Origin of the sequence: Frigoribacterium sp. NBH87 (genome assembly GCF_014217665.1) — a bacterium.
Lineage (GTDB): Bacteria > Actinomycetota > Actinomycetes > Actinomycetales > Microbacteriaceae > Frigoribacterium > Frigoribacterium endophyticum.
In genome coordinates this window covers 49,626-65,827 of sequence record NZ_CP043651.1, presented here as the reverse complement: position 1 = coordinate 65,827, position 16,202 = coordinate 49,626, and the positions used below count along the sequence as shown (strand labels likewise).

Genomic DNA, 16,202 nt, shown 5'->3' with positions numbered 1-16,202 from the left:
CATGGCGACCGTCGTCCAGCTGAACGGCCCCATGTGGGCCGTCGACGGGCACATTCTCGAAGTGCCGGCAGGCGTCACCGCCGGCCAGTTCCTCTCCGAGTACCTGGCGGCTCAGGCGCCGGCTGAGGGTGAAGAGCCCGTCGTGGTGACGGTGCAGGGCGTCGGCCGCGAGATGTTCGGGCTGATCGTCAACCCCGACGGCTCCGTGACGACAGACACGCTCTCTGACCCCGAAGCTCTCGGCTGGCTGCGCCCGGCACGTGAGGTGCCGGCGTCGGAGCTCGACGAGGACGCCGAACCCACCGAGGTCCTGGCCGAGGTGCTGGCCGACGTGCCGGCGGGAGAGTGGAACGTCTATGGCGTCCACCCCGGCGCCGGCGCCACGACGTGGGCGGGGCTCCTCAACGCTGTCGAGCTCACGGACCCCGAGCAGTACCCGGGACGCCTGTTGGTCGTGGCGCGCACCACGCTCCGCGGGGTGCAGGAGGCCAAGACCCTGACCCGCCGTGCCGGCGTCGTCCTCATGGTCGCGGACGCCCCGGGCAAGTTTCCCGCCGACGTCCGTCGCGGCATCAAGGTGCTCTCCGGCGCCGCCCCCATCGTGACCGTGCCGTGGCTCCCGCCGCTGCGCGGGGCCCTCACGGTCCCCGAATCCCCGGCCCTGGCAAAAGCCACCGCCAAGATCGCCGCGGCCATCCGCGACAACTGGAAGGACACACCATGATCGACCTCCTTGACGTCGCCACCACGACGATCACCGCCGCGGGCACCCCCTACTGCCTCCCGGACCAGGCTTCCAACGCTCTCGCCACGGCGAAGTTCTGGACGCAGCTGGTCGCGATCGCCCTCGCGGTCGTCGCCGTGATCATGATCGGCATCGGCATGTTCTTCTCGTCCCGCCGCGGTGACGGCGGCGAGATGTTGAAGGGCCTCGGCTGGTGGATCGGCGGAGTCGTCCTCATCGCCGGCGCCGCGCAGATGGTGGCCGTGTTCATCACGCCCCCGACCAACTGCATCTAAGCGTCAGGAGGACGCCGTGAAGGACACCACCCGTAAGTCACGAATCACGCTTTGGGCGTCAGCCGGCGTCCTGCTCCTGGCCGTCGTCGCCGCCCTCGTCATCTTCCTGGTGCCGGCCGGGGACTCCACCCCTGACAGTGACGGGACGACCGCTCCGCGACCGTCCTCGAGTCCTGAGCCGGCGCCTGACGCCGATGGGATCGGCTGCGAGGCCGAGCCCAGCGACGACCGCGACGTCCCCGAGGACCTTCGTTGGGAGACCGTCGACGGCATCGCCTGGCCCGTCTCCGACACGGTCGGCCCCACCACGACCGAAGACGGGTTCTCCGCCTGCTTCGAGCACTCGCCGGTCGGCGCCGCACTCGCGGGCGTTACGTATGTGTACTCGCAGCTGGAGCACTCCCCGCAGGAGGTCGGAGAGTTCTATCTCGCAGAGTCGCCGGGTCGCGACGCGGCGCTCAGCGAAGTAGATGCCAACACCCCCTCGCTGCTGCGAGACCAGTTGCAGGACAACGGAATGACGATCGTCGGCTACAAGATCGAGGAGTACGACGGCGACCGTGCCAGCATCCGCCTCGTGCTGCGCGTCCCGGGCAGCGCGACCGGCTTCCGAGGCCTTCCGGCGCCCATGCAGTGGGTCGATGGCGACTGGAAGGTGAAGCTGCTGGACACGGGCTCAACCGGCCAGGCGAGCGACGTCACGAGCGGCAGTTTCACTTACTGGACGGCAGCCGACAATGGGTGAGGGCGACGACTGCTCCGGGCTGGCCGGGGCAGTCGGATGCCAGATCAGCAACGTGGCGGACGGGCAGATCGAGCGGTTCGCGCAGAAGCTTCTAGAGGGCGCCAACGACATGTTCAACGGCTTCTTTACGTCGTGGATCACGTCGGACCTCGACGGGATTGTCGGCGGCTCCACGGCTGACTGGTTCGGCACGATCGCTCTCCCGATCCAAGCGTTTCTGCTCGGACTCGGACTCATGGTCGCCGGCGTCCGCATGGCCATCTCGGGTCGCGGCGAGGCAGCCGCGGACGCCGCCCGGCGCTTCTTCCGCGCCATCCTCGTGGCCGTCGCTGGGGTCGCGTTCTTCGGCATCATGCAGACCGGATCGAGCGCTCTCGCAGCGTCGATCCTCGATGCCGCGACCGGCGGCCAGCCCCCGAACCTGCTGCTCGACGCGGCGACGTTCAGTGGCAACGCCGCCATGGCGCTCCTGTTCGGGCTCTTCGGTGCGATCGCCACCGGCATTCAGTGGATCATCATGATTTTCCGCGCCGTGGCCATCTCGGTCCTGCTGCCCTTCTGGCCCATCACCGCCGCCGGCGCGATGTTCCAGAAGCAGGAGGGCATGTTCGAGAAGACCACGGGGTGGCTCTTGGCCTTCCTGCTGTACTCGCCCGTGGCCGCGGCCCTCTACGGGCTCGCAATCCGGTTCCGTGACGGCCGAGACGGCCTCCAGGGGGCCATGGTCGGGATGGCGATTTTCGCCCTCGCGATCTTCGCGCTGCCGGCGCTCATGCGCCTGGTGGTGCCCCTGACGTCCGCGATCGGTAACGCCAGCGCCGGCGCCATGATGATGGGCGGCGTCAAGTCCGCCGTTCTCGTGGGCGCAGCGACCGGCTCCGCGATCGTGACCGCGGGCGCGTCTGCGCCGGCATCTGCTGCTGCCGCCTCCGGGAGCGGCGCTGCGGCGGCCTCCGGCAGTGGTGCAGCTGCTGCCTCGGGTAGTGGCGCCTCGGGTGCTGCCGGGGCCGCCGGCGCTGGCACCTCTGGCGCAACCGGCTCGGCCGGCGCCACGGGTGAGGCCGGCAGCAGCGGCGCCGCCGGTGGGTCCGGCGTCGACGGCGGCTCAGGCTCCGGGGCTGCCTCCGGGAGCTCGGGGTCTTCGGGCTCGTCCAAATCGGGCTGGGACTCGATGCGTGATCTAGCGAATGCGGCCCCCAGCGGGAGCCGTGGAGTGGGAGAGATGATCGATGAGTAACCAGGGACCTCAGAGGGTGATGTTCGGCACCTGGCTGCCGACGAGCCGGATGCGGCTGGGGCCGCTGACCCTCCCCGGGTGGGGCGTCCTCGTGGTCGCCATGCTCGCCATGGTCGTCTCGCTCACGCGAGGCGCCCTCGGCGTCGGCCTGTTGTTCGTGCTCGGAGCTCTGCTCTTCGAGCTCCTGTTCGTCGTGCGCTTCGGCGGAGAGTCCACCGGGCGCACAATCGCCCAGCGCGTCTCCGCGATCGCCTCGGGCGCCGCGCGGGCCGAGCGCGGAGCGACGCAGTTCAACTCGGGGTTGTTCTCCATGCTCCCCTCCAACGGGCTGACGTCTCTCCCGGGGCACCTGGGGAACCTGCGGGAAATCGATGGGGAAGACGGCTTCGGCCGCCCCTTCACGCTGCTGCACGACCCCGTGAAGAAGACCCTCACGGCGGTCCTCGCGTGCAACCCCGATGGCACGGACATGCAGACCCAGAACACCGTCGACGCCGCGGTGGCGCACTACGGCGGCTGGATCAGGTCGCTGTCCTCCGACCCCGCCCTCGCGGGGTCCACGGTCGTTGTCGACTCCTCGCTCCGCGACAAGGGGCCTCTAGTCGAGCGCATCGTGTCAGACCTCGACCCCGACGCCCCCGACATTGCCCGCCGGCACGTCTTCGAGGCCGGCGACCAGCTGCCCCGTCAGTACTCCGAGGTCAGCACGTGGGTGACCATGACGTGGCTGATCGAGTCCCTGGCCATCTCGACCGAGGACGCCGTGGCCGAGGTCGCGGCCAAACTCTCCTTCCAGGTCGACGCGCTGCACAGCGCCGGCGGCGGCTCTGTGTCCGTGGCCACGAGCCGCGTCCTCGCGGAGGCCGTGCGGGTCGCCTACAACCCCGAGCGGTCGGCGGAGTTCGCCAGCGACGCCCTCCGCGGGCAGACCTCCGGCCTTCGGGTCACCGAGGCAGGTCCCGACTTCTTCAACGACGAGCGCCGGCGCGTGTGCTTCCACGACGGGGTCGCCTCGATGACGGCGCTCATCCTGGAACCGCCGAAACTGCACATCAACGAATCGACCCTCGCTCCGCTCTTCGGCCCGGCGCCCCGGTTCCTCCGCAAGCGCGTTGCCCTGTTCTACCGGCCCGTGGCGCCCGACAAGGCGGTGCAGATGGTGCAGCGCCTCGGCGGCAAGGTGTCGACCGTGGCCTCCTCCAAGGCGCGCGAGACGGCCGAAGATCGCAGCCTCGTGACGAAGGCCAAGAAGCTCGAACAGGAGGTGACAGACGGCGCCAGCGTCACCCGGTTCTCGATGGCCGTCACGGTCACCTTCGAGGCCGACGAGCGCCCCTACCGGGAAGCGGAGCTCGCGTTGAAGCAGCTGCTCGGCCAGAGCGCGCTGTCGTACCGCTTCTGCGACTACGACACCGCCGCGGCGTTCCACAGCACCCTCCCGCTCGGCATCCTTCCGTGGATGTACGAGACCCCTACCGAGCACGTGATGGGACTGGTTTCCTAATGCTTCGACCTGCCTGGCTGCGCACCAAGCCCCGCACCCTCGTTCCCACCGGCTACGTCGGGCCCGGCGGCGGCCAGTGGTCCCGAGTGCCCGCAGGGTCGCTCTGGTACGCCTCGTCGGTGCAGGCGAACGGGCTCTATCCGTTCACTGCCGGCACCGCCCGGCCCGTGTCGGGCGCCCCCTGCGGAATCGACCTGCACACCGGGACCGCCGTAGCTCTCGACCACCACGCTTTCTACCAGGAGGGCGTCATCTCCTCGCCGTCCATGTTCCTTTTCGGGATCAACGGCGTGGGGAAGTCGTCGACGGCGCAGACGATGACTCTCGGCATGATGGGGCGCGGGATGATTCCCGCGGTGTTCAACCCGCTGAAAAGCGGGGAGCACACGCCCCTCGTCGAGGAGGCCGGCGGCTCCGTCTTCGAGTTCGGGCCCAACGCCCGGCACCAACTGAACCTGCTCTCTCAGGGGCCCCTCGGGCAGGCAGCGAGCCGGATCGGTGGCCCGGTCGGAGAAGAGCTCCGCGACCTCGCCATGTGGAAGGTCACCAAACAAGCCCAGCTCGCGCTTCGGGTGAACCGGAAGAAGCCGCTCTCGGACATCGAAGACGCGCTCGTCGAGGGCCTGGTGAAGGGGATTCTTCGGGCCAACGCGACGCCCGTCACCCGCGACCTCGACCTCGCGTTCTCCGAGCCGTCCCCCGACATGCTCGCCCTCGCGCGGGTCGACTCGGCCGACGAGTTCCGGACCGAGTTCCGGGACCTCGGCCGCTCCATCACCGCGCTGCTCTCGGGTGACATTGGGCGCCTTCTCGGTGGCACAGAGTCGATCGAGATTGACCCGGGCAACCGGGGTGGTTTCTGCTTTGACACGTCCTCGATCCCGTCGCAGGCGACGGAGCTGATGTCCACGGCCATGCTCATGTCGTGGTCGCTCGGCATGGACTCGATCGACGCTCACTGGGAGATTGCGAAGGCCGAGGCGCAGAAGGCAGCCGAGGCGGCCGAGGTGGGGGACGTCTACGTGCCGGCAGTCACGTGGAGCGGGTACACGACTCTGATGGACGAGTTCTGGTACCCGATCCGCTCCACGCCCGGGATCGTCGACCACGTCGACGCGCTCTCCCGGTCGAACCGCTCCAAGGGCACCGCGGAGATGAAGGTCACGCACTCCCCGAAGGACATGCTCTCGCTCAAAGACCCCGAGGACCGCGAGAAAGCGCGCGGCCTGGCTGAGCGCTCCGGCCTGCTCGGGCTCATGGCGCTGACGCAGGAGGACGTCGAGGAGCTCGCGAAGATCAAGCCGCTGACGGACAAGGAAATCAAGATGGTCGTGGGCTTCAACGCCGCGTCCAGCTGGGGCAGCGGCCCCGGCGCCGGCGACGCAAGCTCGGCGCCCCCCGGCGCTGGCAAAGTGCTGTTCAAGGTCGAGGGCCGCCCCGGGGTCGCCGTGAAGATGATCCAGACCCCGACTCAGAAGAACTTCCACATCACTGACGAGCGGTTCCGCGCGCAGCGCCGAACCGTCACCGACCGGCAGGTGGTGTGACATGTCCGCCGTCACCCGCCGCACGGACTCCATGGCGCCCTTCGTGGCGTTCATGGTGTTCCTGCTCGCCGCCGCCGGCACAGCGTCGATCTGGACGCTGGCAGGGCTGTTCTCGGGCACGTCGACGGGGTTTGTGAACCCTGTCGAGCAGCTGCGGGACGGCGCCCCGTGGACGTCGGCCCACACCGCGGCCGCGGTGCTCGTCGGGATCGTCGTCGTCGGCCTGGTCGTCGCGATCGCCGTCGTGACCGTCCGCCGCGGCCGTGACCGGTCGCCGGCGGACAAGGCCGCCCGCCACATGGGCACGGGGCGCGAGATTGCGCCTCTGACGCCGGCCTCGCTGCGCAAGCGCCACCAGCGGATGGGCCTGCCGCCGGAGTTCGTCGGGGTGACGGTCGGGCACACCGTCGCCGGCACCGTCCCGCTGCGGGCGTCGTACGAAGACACCTTGACCGTGATCGCCGGCCCGCGGCGGAACAAGTCGGCGTCCATCGTGATCCCGAACGCTGTCGCGGCGCCGGGGTCGCTGCTCATCACCTCCGTGCGGCCCGATATCGCGGCCGACACCCTGACGGTGCGGAGCTCCGTCGGGAAGGTGTCGATGTTCGACCCGCAGCGCCTCGCGTCCGCGTATCGCGGGCACGACTGCTGGTGGAACCCTCTCGCCGGCATTCGTACGATCGACGACGCCGCCCAGCTGGCGGAGGTGTTTGCCGCGGCGACCTACGGCCACGAGGGCAACAAGGACCCGTACTTCCCGACGACCGGTAAGAGCCTGATGACTCACTACCTGTTCGCCGCCGCCATGGGTGGCAAGTACCTGCCGACGGTGTTGGAGTGGCTGAACCACGACGACAACCCGGCGCCGGCCAACGTCCTTCGGAAGAGCCACCCGCACCTGGCCGACGGCATCGAGGCGTTGCAGGCCCTCACCGAGCGCACCCGCTCCGGGGTCTACGGCTACGCCCGGACCGCGATGAACTTCCTCGTGTCGGACTCGATCCGCACGTGGGTGCAGCCGGTCCCCGGCGAGGAGGCCTTCGACCCTGAGGCATTCGCGACGGCGCCTGCCGACACGCTGTACCTGTTCAGCGAGGAAGGCCCGGGCTCCGCCGGCCCCCTGATCGCCGCCCTGACGAAAGCCGTCCTGAACGCCGCGGAGAACACCGCCAAGCAGGAGCCCTCGGGCCGGTTGAAGCGCCCCCTCATGGTGATCCTCGACGAGGCCGGCAACATCTGCCGAATCCCGGACCTGCCGAAGAAATACACCACCTACGGCGGCCGGGGCATCATCCCGGTGACGATCCTCCAGACGGAGGAGCAGGGCGTCGACGTCTGGGGCGAGAGCGGCTTCGGGCAACTGTGGGCCTCGTCGACGGTCCAGGTGTTCGGCGGCGGCAACGCCTCGAACAAGTTCCTCCGCGACCTCTCCGAGCGGATCGGTGACTACGAGTACCAGGAGCGCTCGACCAGCACTCACGACGGCAAGCGCACCGTGAGCCGGTCCCGCCGGTCCGAGCGAATCATGGAGGTTGCCGACCTCGGCGCCTTGTCCCTTGGCCGGATGGTCGTCCTCGCGTCCGGCTGCCGGCCGGCGCTCGTGCGTTCCATTCCGTGGTGGAACGACAAAGCGATCGCGAAGCTGAACGCCGCCGCTGTCGCGGCCGGCCCGAAGAAGGAGCTCGACAATGCCGCTTTCTGAGCAAGTGCCCCTGGACGAGATCCCCGACGGTCTCGTCGACTTCGTCGACGGGACTCTCCTGGCGTTCCTCACGAGCGCCGGGGAGAAGACGATCTGGTGCGCCGAGTGGCGCGACCATCCGGACGCCGTGCACCGCCTGGCCGCCATGGCGGACCAGTGGGAGGAGAGCGCACTAGGCGGCACCGTCGGCCTGCACAGCTTTTTTCCGCGACGTCCTCGACTACCACCTCCCCTTCCTCGTCGACGCTGAGAAAGGGGCCTTCCGCGGCTGCAAGTTCGACCACGCCGAGCGGCGCCGGCTCGACTACGTCAAGCCCAACGGGAAGTAAAGGGGCCCTCAGAGCGGGCGGTCATCTGAGTTGCCCGCCTCGCCTCACTGCGGCAACGCACCATCGCGCTAGCAGTGCTCTAAAATGCGACAAATAATCATGATGCGTGAGCCAACGCATTTACGGCTGGAGGAGCGTCGATGACGACCAAACTGATCGCGTACGACCTCAGCGGACCTGTCGCGAATTATGCCGATCTAATCGAGGACATCAAGAGCCTTGGTACGTGGTGGCACCATTTGGACTCGCTGTGGCTTGTGAACACAGACCTCTCGACCAAGGAGCTGCGCGACCGCCTCAAAACGCACTTGGACAACAATGACGAGCTGCCTCGTCATAAATGTCTCGAACGACCCCCGGGCTTGGACGGGCTTTTCCGACCGCGGTAGCGAGTGGCTCAAGAATTCATTCGACTGACCGGAATGGTTGAGTCGTTCCAAGACGTGCTGACGATAGCGATGTTCATCGTTGCCCCGCTCGCCGTGGTTGCCCTTATCGGTCTTATCTGGGTCCTGTCCACGCAGAAAGGCCGCGACATGCGGCGGGCGCAGAACGCAGTCATCGCCCAGAGAGTCCGCGACCACAATCAGACCCAGGACGAAGCGGTGGCGCGCAGTATCCGCAATGATCAGTTCTGATGATCATCAGCTCAGCAGTTCTCACGGCGGCAGCGACGGCGGTAGCTACGACGCCGCCGTCGCCTGTGCCCGGGGCAACGAGCGCCCAGGCGACCGCGACACTCGTCGCTGCGATCGTCGCCGGTTTTGGCGCCCTGCTCGCCGCCGCCGTCGGCCTACTCAACGCCTCCCGGAACCTCGCACAGGCCCGTCGGGACCAGTGGTGCAGCAGTTCCAGTGGGCTATCGAGCAGGCCCTCAGCCACGATCAGGACGAGTCTGACGTCGGATCAGCGATCATGGAGCAACTTGTCAAGCGGAACGAAGCCACGCCGGCGGATAATGAGATCGCGGTAGTGGTGGCCGACCTGCTCACGGAGCGTGAGTTACGAGAACGCACGCTCTGGCGCCGGATAACAGACGCCATCCCGCGAAGGAAGAAGGATGAGGACAATGACTGATCGATCGGACAACTCCCTCCGCCTGGCCGAGCAGTTGCGCACGACGGCGTTGAAGAACCTGGGCCGCTCAACCGAGAGCCACCGTTCCGCCATCACCGGGAGGTTCGTCACGGGCCGCTTCGCGCGGTCGTACCCGGCCGCCTCGACGACGGAGACCGTCGGCGGGAGTGAGTCATCGACGACGTCGCGCAGTGCAAGGACGGGCCGCTTCGTTAAGAAAAGCCGCAAGGTCTGAACCGAGAACAACCATGACGACTGCCCGGTCGGCCACGGCAGGAGCGCGATGGATTGCCTCGCGCTGGAATGTCGTTTTTTTCCGGGCTATGCACCTGAGGGAACTGGAAACGCTGATCGGGCTGTCATGACCTTGACGCTTCAGATGAGAGGGCAGACCAGCCCTCTCACCCGGCACTCTTACTTTAGAAAGCCAGCGCCGGCGTTCGGGCGAAAGCAATTTGACGGCTGGTGGTTAGTGAGCCGTAAGAAGGAGTACGTATGCCCCTAGCAGCACAGCCGATTGATCCTCGCGACGTGGGATCTATCGAGACGAATCCGACCTACCGTGTCTACTTTGTCGATGCAGATCGAGCTACCGACGAGTGGTCTCTTGCCGGCGCGGACAACGTTAGCGATGTCCTGGATTGGGCTCGGGCCCATGCAGCCGGCCGGGATTTCTCCGCTTTCGTCCAGGTCATCGACGCGCGAGGAGTGCGTCTCATCCGTCTTACGGGAAACGTCGAGTGACGGCTGGCTGCAACATCCCAGGGATGCTGCAGCCAGCCACTGACTACGGCTTAGGAACGTAGACGAAAGCTCGATGGAGCTGCTCCGATGTTGAACGCTTGCAGGGGCGGTGCTCCCGCACCGGAGTGCGAACCTCGGAAGTACGCACCCGCGGCGATCTTCGTCGGGACCCCTGAGCGGGGACGTACACGTTTGAGGAGTCGGCGAGTTGACGGTCACGTTTTGTACGTAGTTGGACTCAGCAACGATCTTTAGCGTCGAGATGTTGTTCGTGCTGGTCTTGCCCAGGAGCGAGTACACGCGGATAGGGATGACCCCACTGGGCCCCGAGCAGTTCACTCGTGTCTTTGCGATCACGCTCCCACCATTCTTTGAATAGTGGGGGCTGTCCGTTTTGCCTGAGCACGTGTACGTGGCCGCCGCGCGAAGAACGGTCTCGGTTCCGTCCACCGAGTACGTACCCGGGTCCACCGTGAACGTTGAAGTCGTGGGCTGACCCGACTCATCCATGATCATCTGCATGGCAGGGAACTTCTGGTCCCCTCCCGTCTCGGCGGCGACTGCTGGCCCAGCCACTGACAGGACCGACAGTGCCAGCGCACACGCCAACACCCCGCCAAACATCCGTGATTTCTGCATCTGATGCCTCCTTGAGTAGAGCCCCTGTGGCTCCGCCTAGCCAGGATGACGAATAAACGAGTCCTGATCATCCGTCGACAGGTGGAGACGCCGTGAACAGGTGATGATGCGTTCGGCAGCGAAAGAGGTGCATTCCGTTCCCGGCCGGCGGGAATGGATGCGCCTCGATAGCTATCTCTCGTTGACGGCCGCCTGGTCCTTTGGGGGCTGGTGACGCTCGCGAGCTAGCTGCGCGGATCGGTCCTGCTCGGGAGTTGTCTTTGTCTGGGCCGCGGCATCGGTCTTGGCCTGGAACGCCTCGTCGCGCTCGACCTCCTGGTCAGGGCGCCCTCTCGATGGCGGTGCCGGCGGTGTCGAGCTCGGCGCCGGGTCCACCCGGAGGTGCTTGTGGGCGGTCTTCGCCTTCACCTCGGCCGCGCGAGCGCTGTCGAGGGCAGGCGTTGCACCGGGCGTCGTGGCTGCCTTCGCCCACGCCGCTCTCTGCGCCTCTGTGGGACGCGCAGCGGGCGCCGCCCGGTGTCGGTCCTGGAACTGCCGTCGTGCGTCTTCCACGGCCCGCTGAGCGGCGGCACGACGGAACACCGACGACGAGGCAGCCGTCGTCTCGGCGGTCTGCACGGTGGCGTAGTCGGTGGCCCACTGCTGCTCGTGCGTGGCTACGGCCTCGGCCGGCACCACGGACTCGAGTCGCTCCCGCTCGGCGGTGGCCGTGACGACGTCGCTCTCCGCTGCGGCGAGGGCGTCGGCGTAGTCGGCCGGCGCGATGTCGGGGTGCCGAAGCTGCCACTGCTCCTGGGCGCCTTCCCAACTGCGGAGGCGCACCTGGTACGCGCGCTCCTCAGCGTCGAGGCGCGCGGCCCGGATCTGCTCGTCGTAATCCATCCTCGGCAACACCATGCCTTCCAAGTCACGCTGCGCGCTCTCGCGTGCGGCGTCGATACCGCGGTCGCCGGACTCGCGGCCGAGGGCGCCCACGAAGACGTCGCGGGCCTCGTCGACGTCGCCGGCGACGACGTGCAGCGCGTTGTGGTCGCGGCCACGAGTAGCTGCGACGTAGAGCGCCTGCGCGGACGTCGCCTCGGTGACGACGCCGTGGCCGTAGTCGACCGTGGCGCCCTGGACGCCGTAGACCGTCGACGCGTAGGCGAGGTGGGTGTTCGTCTCGACGTACTCGCGGGGCAAGGTGGCCTCGCGGCGCCCGTCGCGGACGACCACCGACCCGTCGCGATCGACACGCTTGACGGTCCATGTGTCGCGGTTGGCGACGTCGAGGGCCTTCGCGTTCTCACGGGTCATGATCCGGTCCCCGACGCGGAGGGTGAGGCCGTCCATGCCGGCCACTTCCACGTGAGCTTTCCGCGTGCGGCCGGCGTCCGCGTGTGCCTGCTGCACGAGCGCGCTGATGGTCGCGGCCTGCTCGTTCGTGGAGACGGCCACGGCGACGGACGCGCCGGCCTTGGCCTGCACTGCGACGTCGGCGGTGACAGCCGCCCACGCCTCCTCCTCGGTGGCGTGCACGACGATGTTGCCTCGGCTCTGCAACTCCTCGAACAGCGCTTTGGGGCCCTTCCGGTCGCGCATGTCGAGCGTGAGGGCGCCGTAACCCTCCTCGCGGAATCGGTAAAGCTCCGAGAGGTCGAGGGGCCGCGGGTGGGCGGCGACGGCCATGTCGAGGACGCCGCCTCGACCGATGGCGGGCAGCTGCGCGCGGTCGCCCACGAGGGCTACGGGCGCGCCCTGCTCGTCGGCAATGGTCATGGCGGCGTGCGCGAGGTCCTGGTCGAGCATCCCCGCCTCGTCGATGACGAGGCGGGTGTCGGCGTCGATCTGGAACCGCTCGGACGGGCCCTCGTAGATCGCGCCCGTAGCGGTGTCGACGTCGCCGACGTCCAGGCGCTGCCAGCGGCCGTCGTCGTCCCACCGGAACCCGTACTCGTGCGCGAGCTTGTGCGCGCTCACCGCGTCAGACCCGGTCGCCTTGCCGGCCTCGTTCGCGGCTCGCAGCGTAGGGGCCAGGACGACGAACCGGACGCCGTCTTCTGCGGCGAGGTCGCGGGCAGCGGCGAGCATCGTCGTCTTCCCCGAGCCGGCCGCGCCCTCGACCACGAGCAGCGGGGCCCGCGTCGCCATGGCGCGCGCCGCGACGGACTGCTCGGCGTTGAGTCCGGCCAGGAGCTCGGCGTCGAGATCGACGACGAGGCCCGAGTCGAGGCCGCGACGCTGGAAGGTCTTCCGGAGCTCGTCTTCGACGCGCTGCACGTGCTCGCTGGTGAGGTGGCGGACCCACGACGGCACCTGGCCGGGGACGGCCATGTCAAGGCGCGGGAGCGTCGTCGTAATGTCGGCGGCGACGGCGCGCACGAAGACCCCGAGCTCTTCTTTCGTCGCACGGACGCCGGCGGCGCCGACGGCCACGCCGATGTGTCCTTCGAGGTCGGCCACCGACCACGACGACGCTCGCGCGCCGGCTGCCGCGACGACCTGAGCCGCGAGCTCGTCGCGGTCGAGCTCGTCGAGCGTGAGGGGCGTCTCGCGCTCGACAGCGGCGAACCCGTCGACTTGCAGGCCCTCGGCGCGGAGCTCGCTCACCCACTTGGTTTCGGCGTGCTCGGTGGCCTGCTTCTTCCGAGGGCGCTCGAACGCCCACGCCTTCTGATCCCACTCCCGGCGCTGCGCCGCGTCAGGCTCAACGCCGGGGTTTCTCAACCGCCACTCCGCCTCGAACCGGGCGGCGTTGCCCTGAATCTGGTTCGCCCGCTTGGACATGGTCCGGGCGTGCTGTTCCAGGTTCGTGACGCGGCCCGAGCTCGCGTCAAACTCGTAGCCGGCGGCGGCGAGTGCTTCTTGGAGGCCGTCGTGGGAGTTGATCGCGGCCTCACCCACACCACGCAGCGCGCCCTGCTGCTTCAACGTCGCAGCGGTGTGCAGCGCGCGCCACTGGCCCTGTGCCAGGACGCGGGTGTTCCACTGCACGTGCACGTGCCGGTGCGGGTCGCCGGCCCGTGACGAGCGGTGCACGACCGACACGGATTCCAGCCGGTCGACCGGCACAAAGTACTGCGCGCCACGCGGGCCAACCCGCGTGACGGAGTTCTGCGCCATGTACGCGGTCATAGCTGACGCGGCAGTCGCCTGTGCCTCGTCGAGCGCAGCCGAGACGGCGGGGTCGAGAGCCGCCGCGACGGACAGGCTCTTGTCGCAGTTGACCGTCATCTCCACGAAGCGAGGAGACGCGGGCAGCACGACAACCTCGCCGTTGCGGTCGATGCGCGTCTCAGCGCGCGGCGTACCGCGCTGCTCGTGGAACTCGGGGTCGATCCAGTCGACCCATGACTGGTACTCCACACCGTCGAGAGAGCCGTTCTCATAAACGGTTCCCTCGTTGTCGAGGGCGGACCACTGGGCCACAGCGCCAGCGTCCGCGAGGTAGTACTCGTCGGCGTGCGAGTGGTCGGATTCGAGGTAGGCACGCGCAGCGGCGCCCGCACCTCGAAAGAAGACCAGTCCGCCACGCATGGCCCCACAGTACTACGGGCAGAGCCGGTAGCATACGTGCATCCGTTTTTAGATTCTGATCCAAGACATCGAAGATGGCGAAGAGCAGAAGCTAGAAACGGATCAAGGTTCTGCTTCAGCAATCGAAGATTGCGCGAAGCAGAACAACAGAACAGACACGTCTAGTCGATATCCCCATATCGACGTAGGCTCAGACCATGACCAAGACAGTCCAAGAGCTCGTCCACGAACAAGTCGCCGCGAAGATCGAGGCGGGTGAGGCGCTGCAAGCCGCCGTCGCCACCGCCGAAGAGCAGGCCGCCGCCCTCGCAGAGGCCGAAGCGGAAGCAGCACGCTCGCGCCGTGCAGCACTGAAAGCCGGATGGACCGAGAGCGAACTAAAGAGTCTCGGACTGGCGTCCAAGACACGTACCCGCCGGCGCCCGGCCGCGACCCCCGCGGGCACCGCCGACGCTGCCTCCGAGGACACCACCTCGGGCACAGGCGAAGGCGACCAGTGACACGCGGAGCTCGGTCGGGCGGGCTCCTGGTTGCTGCCGCCCTTCTCACCCTCGGCACCCTCACGGGGTGCACTTCCCCGGACGCCGGCGACGACTCTTCCACCGACGACAACACCGCCCCTCCGAGCAGCACCACGGCCCCGACCGATGCCGCGACGGAGGCACCGATCGAGGACGCCGAACCCGAGCCGGATGCATCAGCGGAGAGCGACGCAGTCGCCGCCGCGGCGAGGGCCGTCGCGTCCTACTGCCGGCCCGGCACGGCTAACCCCGAGTGGATCGTGTCGCTGTCGCCCCTGCTCACTGATCGGGGGATCACCGCATACGAGACGGTCGACCCGGCGACGGTGCCGTGCACGTCGGTGACGGGCGACGCCGGCGTGCTCGACGGTGACGGTGTGTACACGTTCATCGTCAGCGTGCCGACCGACGCGGGCGTCTATGAGACGTACACCACGCGCCCCGACACGGACTCCCCGTGGCTCGTCGAGCGAATGGCGCCGCCGGCATGAACAAGGCAGGTGGTGGCGCCATCGCGGCGCTGGCCCTCGCGGTCCCGGTGGCGATCGTCCTCGGTATCGTGCTGGCCGCGTCGTCCTCGGAGAGCTCGTCCGCGAGCGGATGCACGCCGGCGTCCGCCGGGCCCGTGGACGCGGCAGCGATCCCCGCGGACGCAAAGGTTGGAGCGTTCGGGCGTGAGCAGCTGGGGAACGCCGCGGCGATCATCAACGCCGCCGCAACCCTGACGATGCCCGAGGCGGCGCAGGCCCTCGGCGTTCAAGCAGCGATCGGAGAATCGAGCCTGAACAACATCGGTTATGGCGATAACGCGATCAACCCTGACGGTTCCGTGGCTGATTCCATCGGACTGTTCCAGCAGCAGTCGTCGTGGGGAACCACGGAGCAGCGGATGGACCCGACGACGTCAGCCTCGCTGTTCTTCCAGCGCCTCACCGGCGTGCCCGACTGGGAAGGGCTCGACTCGTCAATCGCGATCAACAAAGTTCAGATCAACGCTGACCCGTTTCACTACTCGCGTTACCGCGCCGACGCCGTCGCGATCACCGACTACCTCGCCAAGCTCGGCGGTACTCCGGGCGGCGGCACCTCGGGATGCAGCGTCTCGGGTGACGCGCAGGAGGTCGCTCAGGGGCTAGTCACGGCGATGGACAACGGCTCGTTGAAGTTCCTCGAACCCCGCTACCAGGAGCAGGTGAAGAACGTCGCCAACGGGTCGGCGTCTGCCGACTGCCAACTCGACCTCCGGGTGCTGCAAGTCATCACCCTGGCCCTCAACAAGTTCGAGTCCGTCGGGGTGGGCTCACTCAACCGCAAGTGCACCGGCTCCCTCATTGGCGCCGGCACGGCCTCGGCGCACTACCGCGACGGCGGCGGGCGTGCACTCGACTTCTACCAAATCGACGGGGTCGCCCTCACGGGGAACACCTCGCAGGATTTGGCAGTCATCGACCTGTTCTCCTCGGTCGCTCCCGAGGGCAGCCGCATCGGGCAGGTCCAGTGCCGCAGCGGGCAGACCTGGCCGAACCTCACGCAGTTCCGAGACAGCTGCGACCACGCTCACATGGACTTCGGCTTCTCGAAAGAACCTCTGCGAGTCGCCAGCTAAAGCCCTCAGACACCG

At 68.0% G+C, this 16,202-nt stretch carries 15 protein-coding genes; 14 read left to right on the top strand and 1 reads right to left on the bottom strand.

Annotated elements, in window-relative coordinates; translation table 11 throughout:
* Positions 1-31: 31 nt before the first annotated feature.
* The 11 genes from F1C15_RS15910 (at position 32) to F1C15_RS15860 (ending at position 9,396) form a co-directional block, all read left to right on the top strand.
* The gene (locus F1C15_RS15910; protein ID WP_185234509.1) at positions 32-724 is read left to right on the top strand and encodes a hypothetical protein; all 693 of its coding nucleotides are present in this window, start codon (positions 32-34) and stop codon (positions 722-724) included.
* On the top strand, positions 721-1,020 hold the full coding sequence (locus tag F1C15_RS15905) for a TrbC/VirB2 family protein (RefSeq protein ID WP_185234507.1): 300 nt from the start codon (positions 721-723) through the stop codon (positions 1,018-1,020). The genes F1C15_RS15910 and F1C15_RS15905 overlap by 4 nt, the downstream gene beginning before the upstream one ends.
* 16 nt (positions 1,021-1,036) lie before the next feature.
* Positions 1,037-1,765, top strand: coding sequence for a hypothetical protein (locus tag F1C15_RS15900; RefSeq protein WP_185234505.1), 729 nt, complete (start codon positions 1,037-1,039; stop codon positions 1,763-1,765).
* Positions 1,758-3,002: a hypothetical protein gene (locus F1C15_RS15895; protein WP_185234503.1), complete on the top strand. Its 1,245-nt coding sequence runs from the start codon at positions 1,758-1,760 to the stop codon at positions 3,000-3,002. Before F1C15_RS15900 ends, F1C15_RS15895 begins: the two co-directional genes overlap by 8 nt.
* Positions 2,995-4,506, top strand: coding sequence for an SCO6880 family protein (locus tag F1C15_RS15890; RefSeq protein ID WP_185234501.1), 1,512 nt, complete (start codon positions 2,995-2,997; stop codon positions 4,504-4,506). Before F1C15_RS15895 ends, F1C15_RS15890 begins: the two co-directional genes overlap by 8 nt.
* 119 nt (positions 4,507-4,625) lie before the next feature.
* Complete coding sequence (locus tag F1C15_RS15885) at positions 4,626-6,053, top strand: ATP-binding protein (RefSeq protein ID WP_255465624.1); 1,428 nt, start codon at positions 4,626-4,628, stop codon at positions 6,051-6,053.
* A gap of 1 nt (position 6,054) precedes the next feature.
* On the top strand, positions 6,055-7,755 hold the full coding sequence (locus F1C15_RS15880) for a type IV secretory system conjugative DNA transfer family protein (protein WP_185234497.1): 1,701 nt from the start codon (positions 6,055-6,057) through the stop codon (positions 7,753-7,755).
* A complete protein-coding gene (locus tag F1C15_RS15875; RefSeq protein WP_185234495.1) occupies positions 7,742-8,005 on the top strand; it encodes a DUF4913 domain-containing protein in 264 nt (87 codons plus the stop codon). Before F1C15_RS15880 ends, F1C15_RS15875 begins: the two co-directional genes overlap by 14 nt.
* A gap of 501 nt (positions 8,006-8,506) precedes the next feature.
* Positions 8,507-8,722, top strand: a complete 216-nt coding sequence (locus tag F1C15_RS15870) for a hypothetical protein (RefSeq protein ID WP_185234493.1) — start codon at positions 8,507-8,509, stop codon at positions 8,720-8,722.
* A 202-nt stretch (positions 8,723-8,924) separates the two neighbouring features.
* Entirely contained in the window at positions 8,925-9,161 is a 237-nt protein-coding gene (locus tag F1C15_RS15865; RefSeq protein WP_185234491.1) for a hypothetical protein, read from the top strand.
* Positions 9,154-9,396, top strand: a complete 243-nt coding sequence (locus F1C15_RS15860; protein ID WP_185234633.1) for a hypothetical protein — start codon at positions 9,154-9,156, stop codon at positions 9,394-9,396. Before F1C15_RS15865 ends, F1C15_RS15860 begins: the two co-directional genes overlap by 8 nt.
* A 1,319-nt stretch (positions 9,397-10,715) precedes the next feature.
* Here F1C15_RS15860 and mobF read toward each other — a convergent pair.
* Complete coding sequence (mobF, locus tag F1C15_RS15855; RefSeq protein ID WP_185234489.1) at positions 10,716-14,060, bottom strand: MobF family relaxase; 3,345 nt, start codon at positions 14,058-14,060, stop codon at positions 10,716-10,718.
* Positions 14,061-14,257: 197 nt separating this feature from the next.
* On the opposite strand from mobF, the gene F1C15_RS15850 reads away from it, so the two are divergent.
* From F1C15_RS15850 to F1C15_RS15840, 3 genes are read left to right on the top strand one after another with little or no spacing between them, the layout of a single operon-like run.
* Positions 14,258-14,560 (top strand): hypothetical protein, encoded by a 303-nt coding sequence (locus F1C15_RS15850; RefSeq protein WP_185234487.1) that lies wholly within the window; start codon positions 14,258-14,260, stop codon positions 14,558-14,560.
* Positions 14,557-15,072, top strand: coding sequence for a hypothetical protein (locus F1C15_RS15845; protein ID WP_185234485.1), 516 nt, complete (start codon positions 14,557-14,559; stop codon positions 15,070-15,072). The genes F1C15_RS15850 and F1C15_RS15845 overlap by 4 nt, the downstream gene beginning before the upstream one ends.
* Positions 15,069-16,187 (top strand): hypothetical protein, encoded by a 1,119-nt coding sequence (locus F1C15_RS15840; RefSeq protein WP_185234483.1) that lies wholly within the window; start codon positions 15,069-15,071, stop codon positions 16,185-16,187. Before F1C15_RS15845 ends, F1C15_RS15840 begins: the two co-directional genes overlap by 4 nt.
* Positions 16,188-16,202 lie beyond the last annotated feature (15 nt).

Coding starts and splice junctions, on each gene's coding strand:
- F1C15_RS15850 (WP_185234487.1), top strand. CDS start 14,258: ATGACCAAGACAGTCCAAGAGCTCGTCCACGAACAAGTCGCCGCGAAG.
- F1C15_RS15875 (WP_185234495.1), top strand. CDS start 7,742: ATGCCGCTTTCTGAGCAAGTGCCCCTGGACGAGATCCCCGACGGTCTC.
- F1C15_RS15890 (WP_185234501.1), top strand. CDS start 2,995: ATGAGTAACCAGGGACCTCAGAGGGTGATGTTCGGCACCTGGCTGCCG.
- F1C15_RS15870 (WP_185234493.1), top strand. CDS start 8,507: ATGGTTGAGTCGTTCCAAGACGTGCTGACGATAGCGATGTTCATCGTT.
- F1C15_RS15840 (WP_185234483.1), top strand. CDS start 15,069: ATGAACAAGGCAGGTGGTGGCGCCATCGCGGCGCTGGCCCTCGCGGTC.
- F1C15_RS15905 (WP_185234507.1), top strand. CDS start 721: ATGATCGACCTCCTTGACGTCGCCACCACGACGATCACCGCCGCGGGC.
- F1C15_RS15880 (WP_185234497.1), top strand. CDS start 6,055: ATGTCCGCCGTCACCCGCCGCACGGACTCCATGGCGCCCTTCGTGGCG.
- mobF (WP_185234489.1), bottom strand. CDS start 14,060: ATGCGTGGCGGACTGGTCTTCTTTCGAGGTGCGGGCGCCGCTGCGCGT.
- F1C15_RS15895 (WP_185234503.1), top strand. CDS start 1,758: ATGGGTGAGGGCGACGACTGCTCCGGGCTGGCCGGGGCAGTCGGATGC.
- F1C15_RS15860 (WP_185234633.1), top strand. CDS start 9,154: ATGACTGATCGATCGGACAACTCCCTCCGCCTGGCCGAGCAGTTGCGC.
- F1C15_RS15910 (WP_185234509.1), top strand. CDS start 32: ATGTGGGCCGTCGACGGGCACATTCTCGAAGTGCCGGCAGGCGTCACC.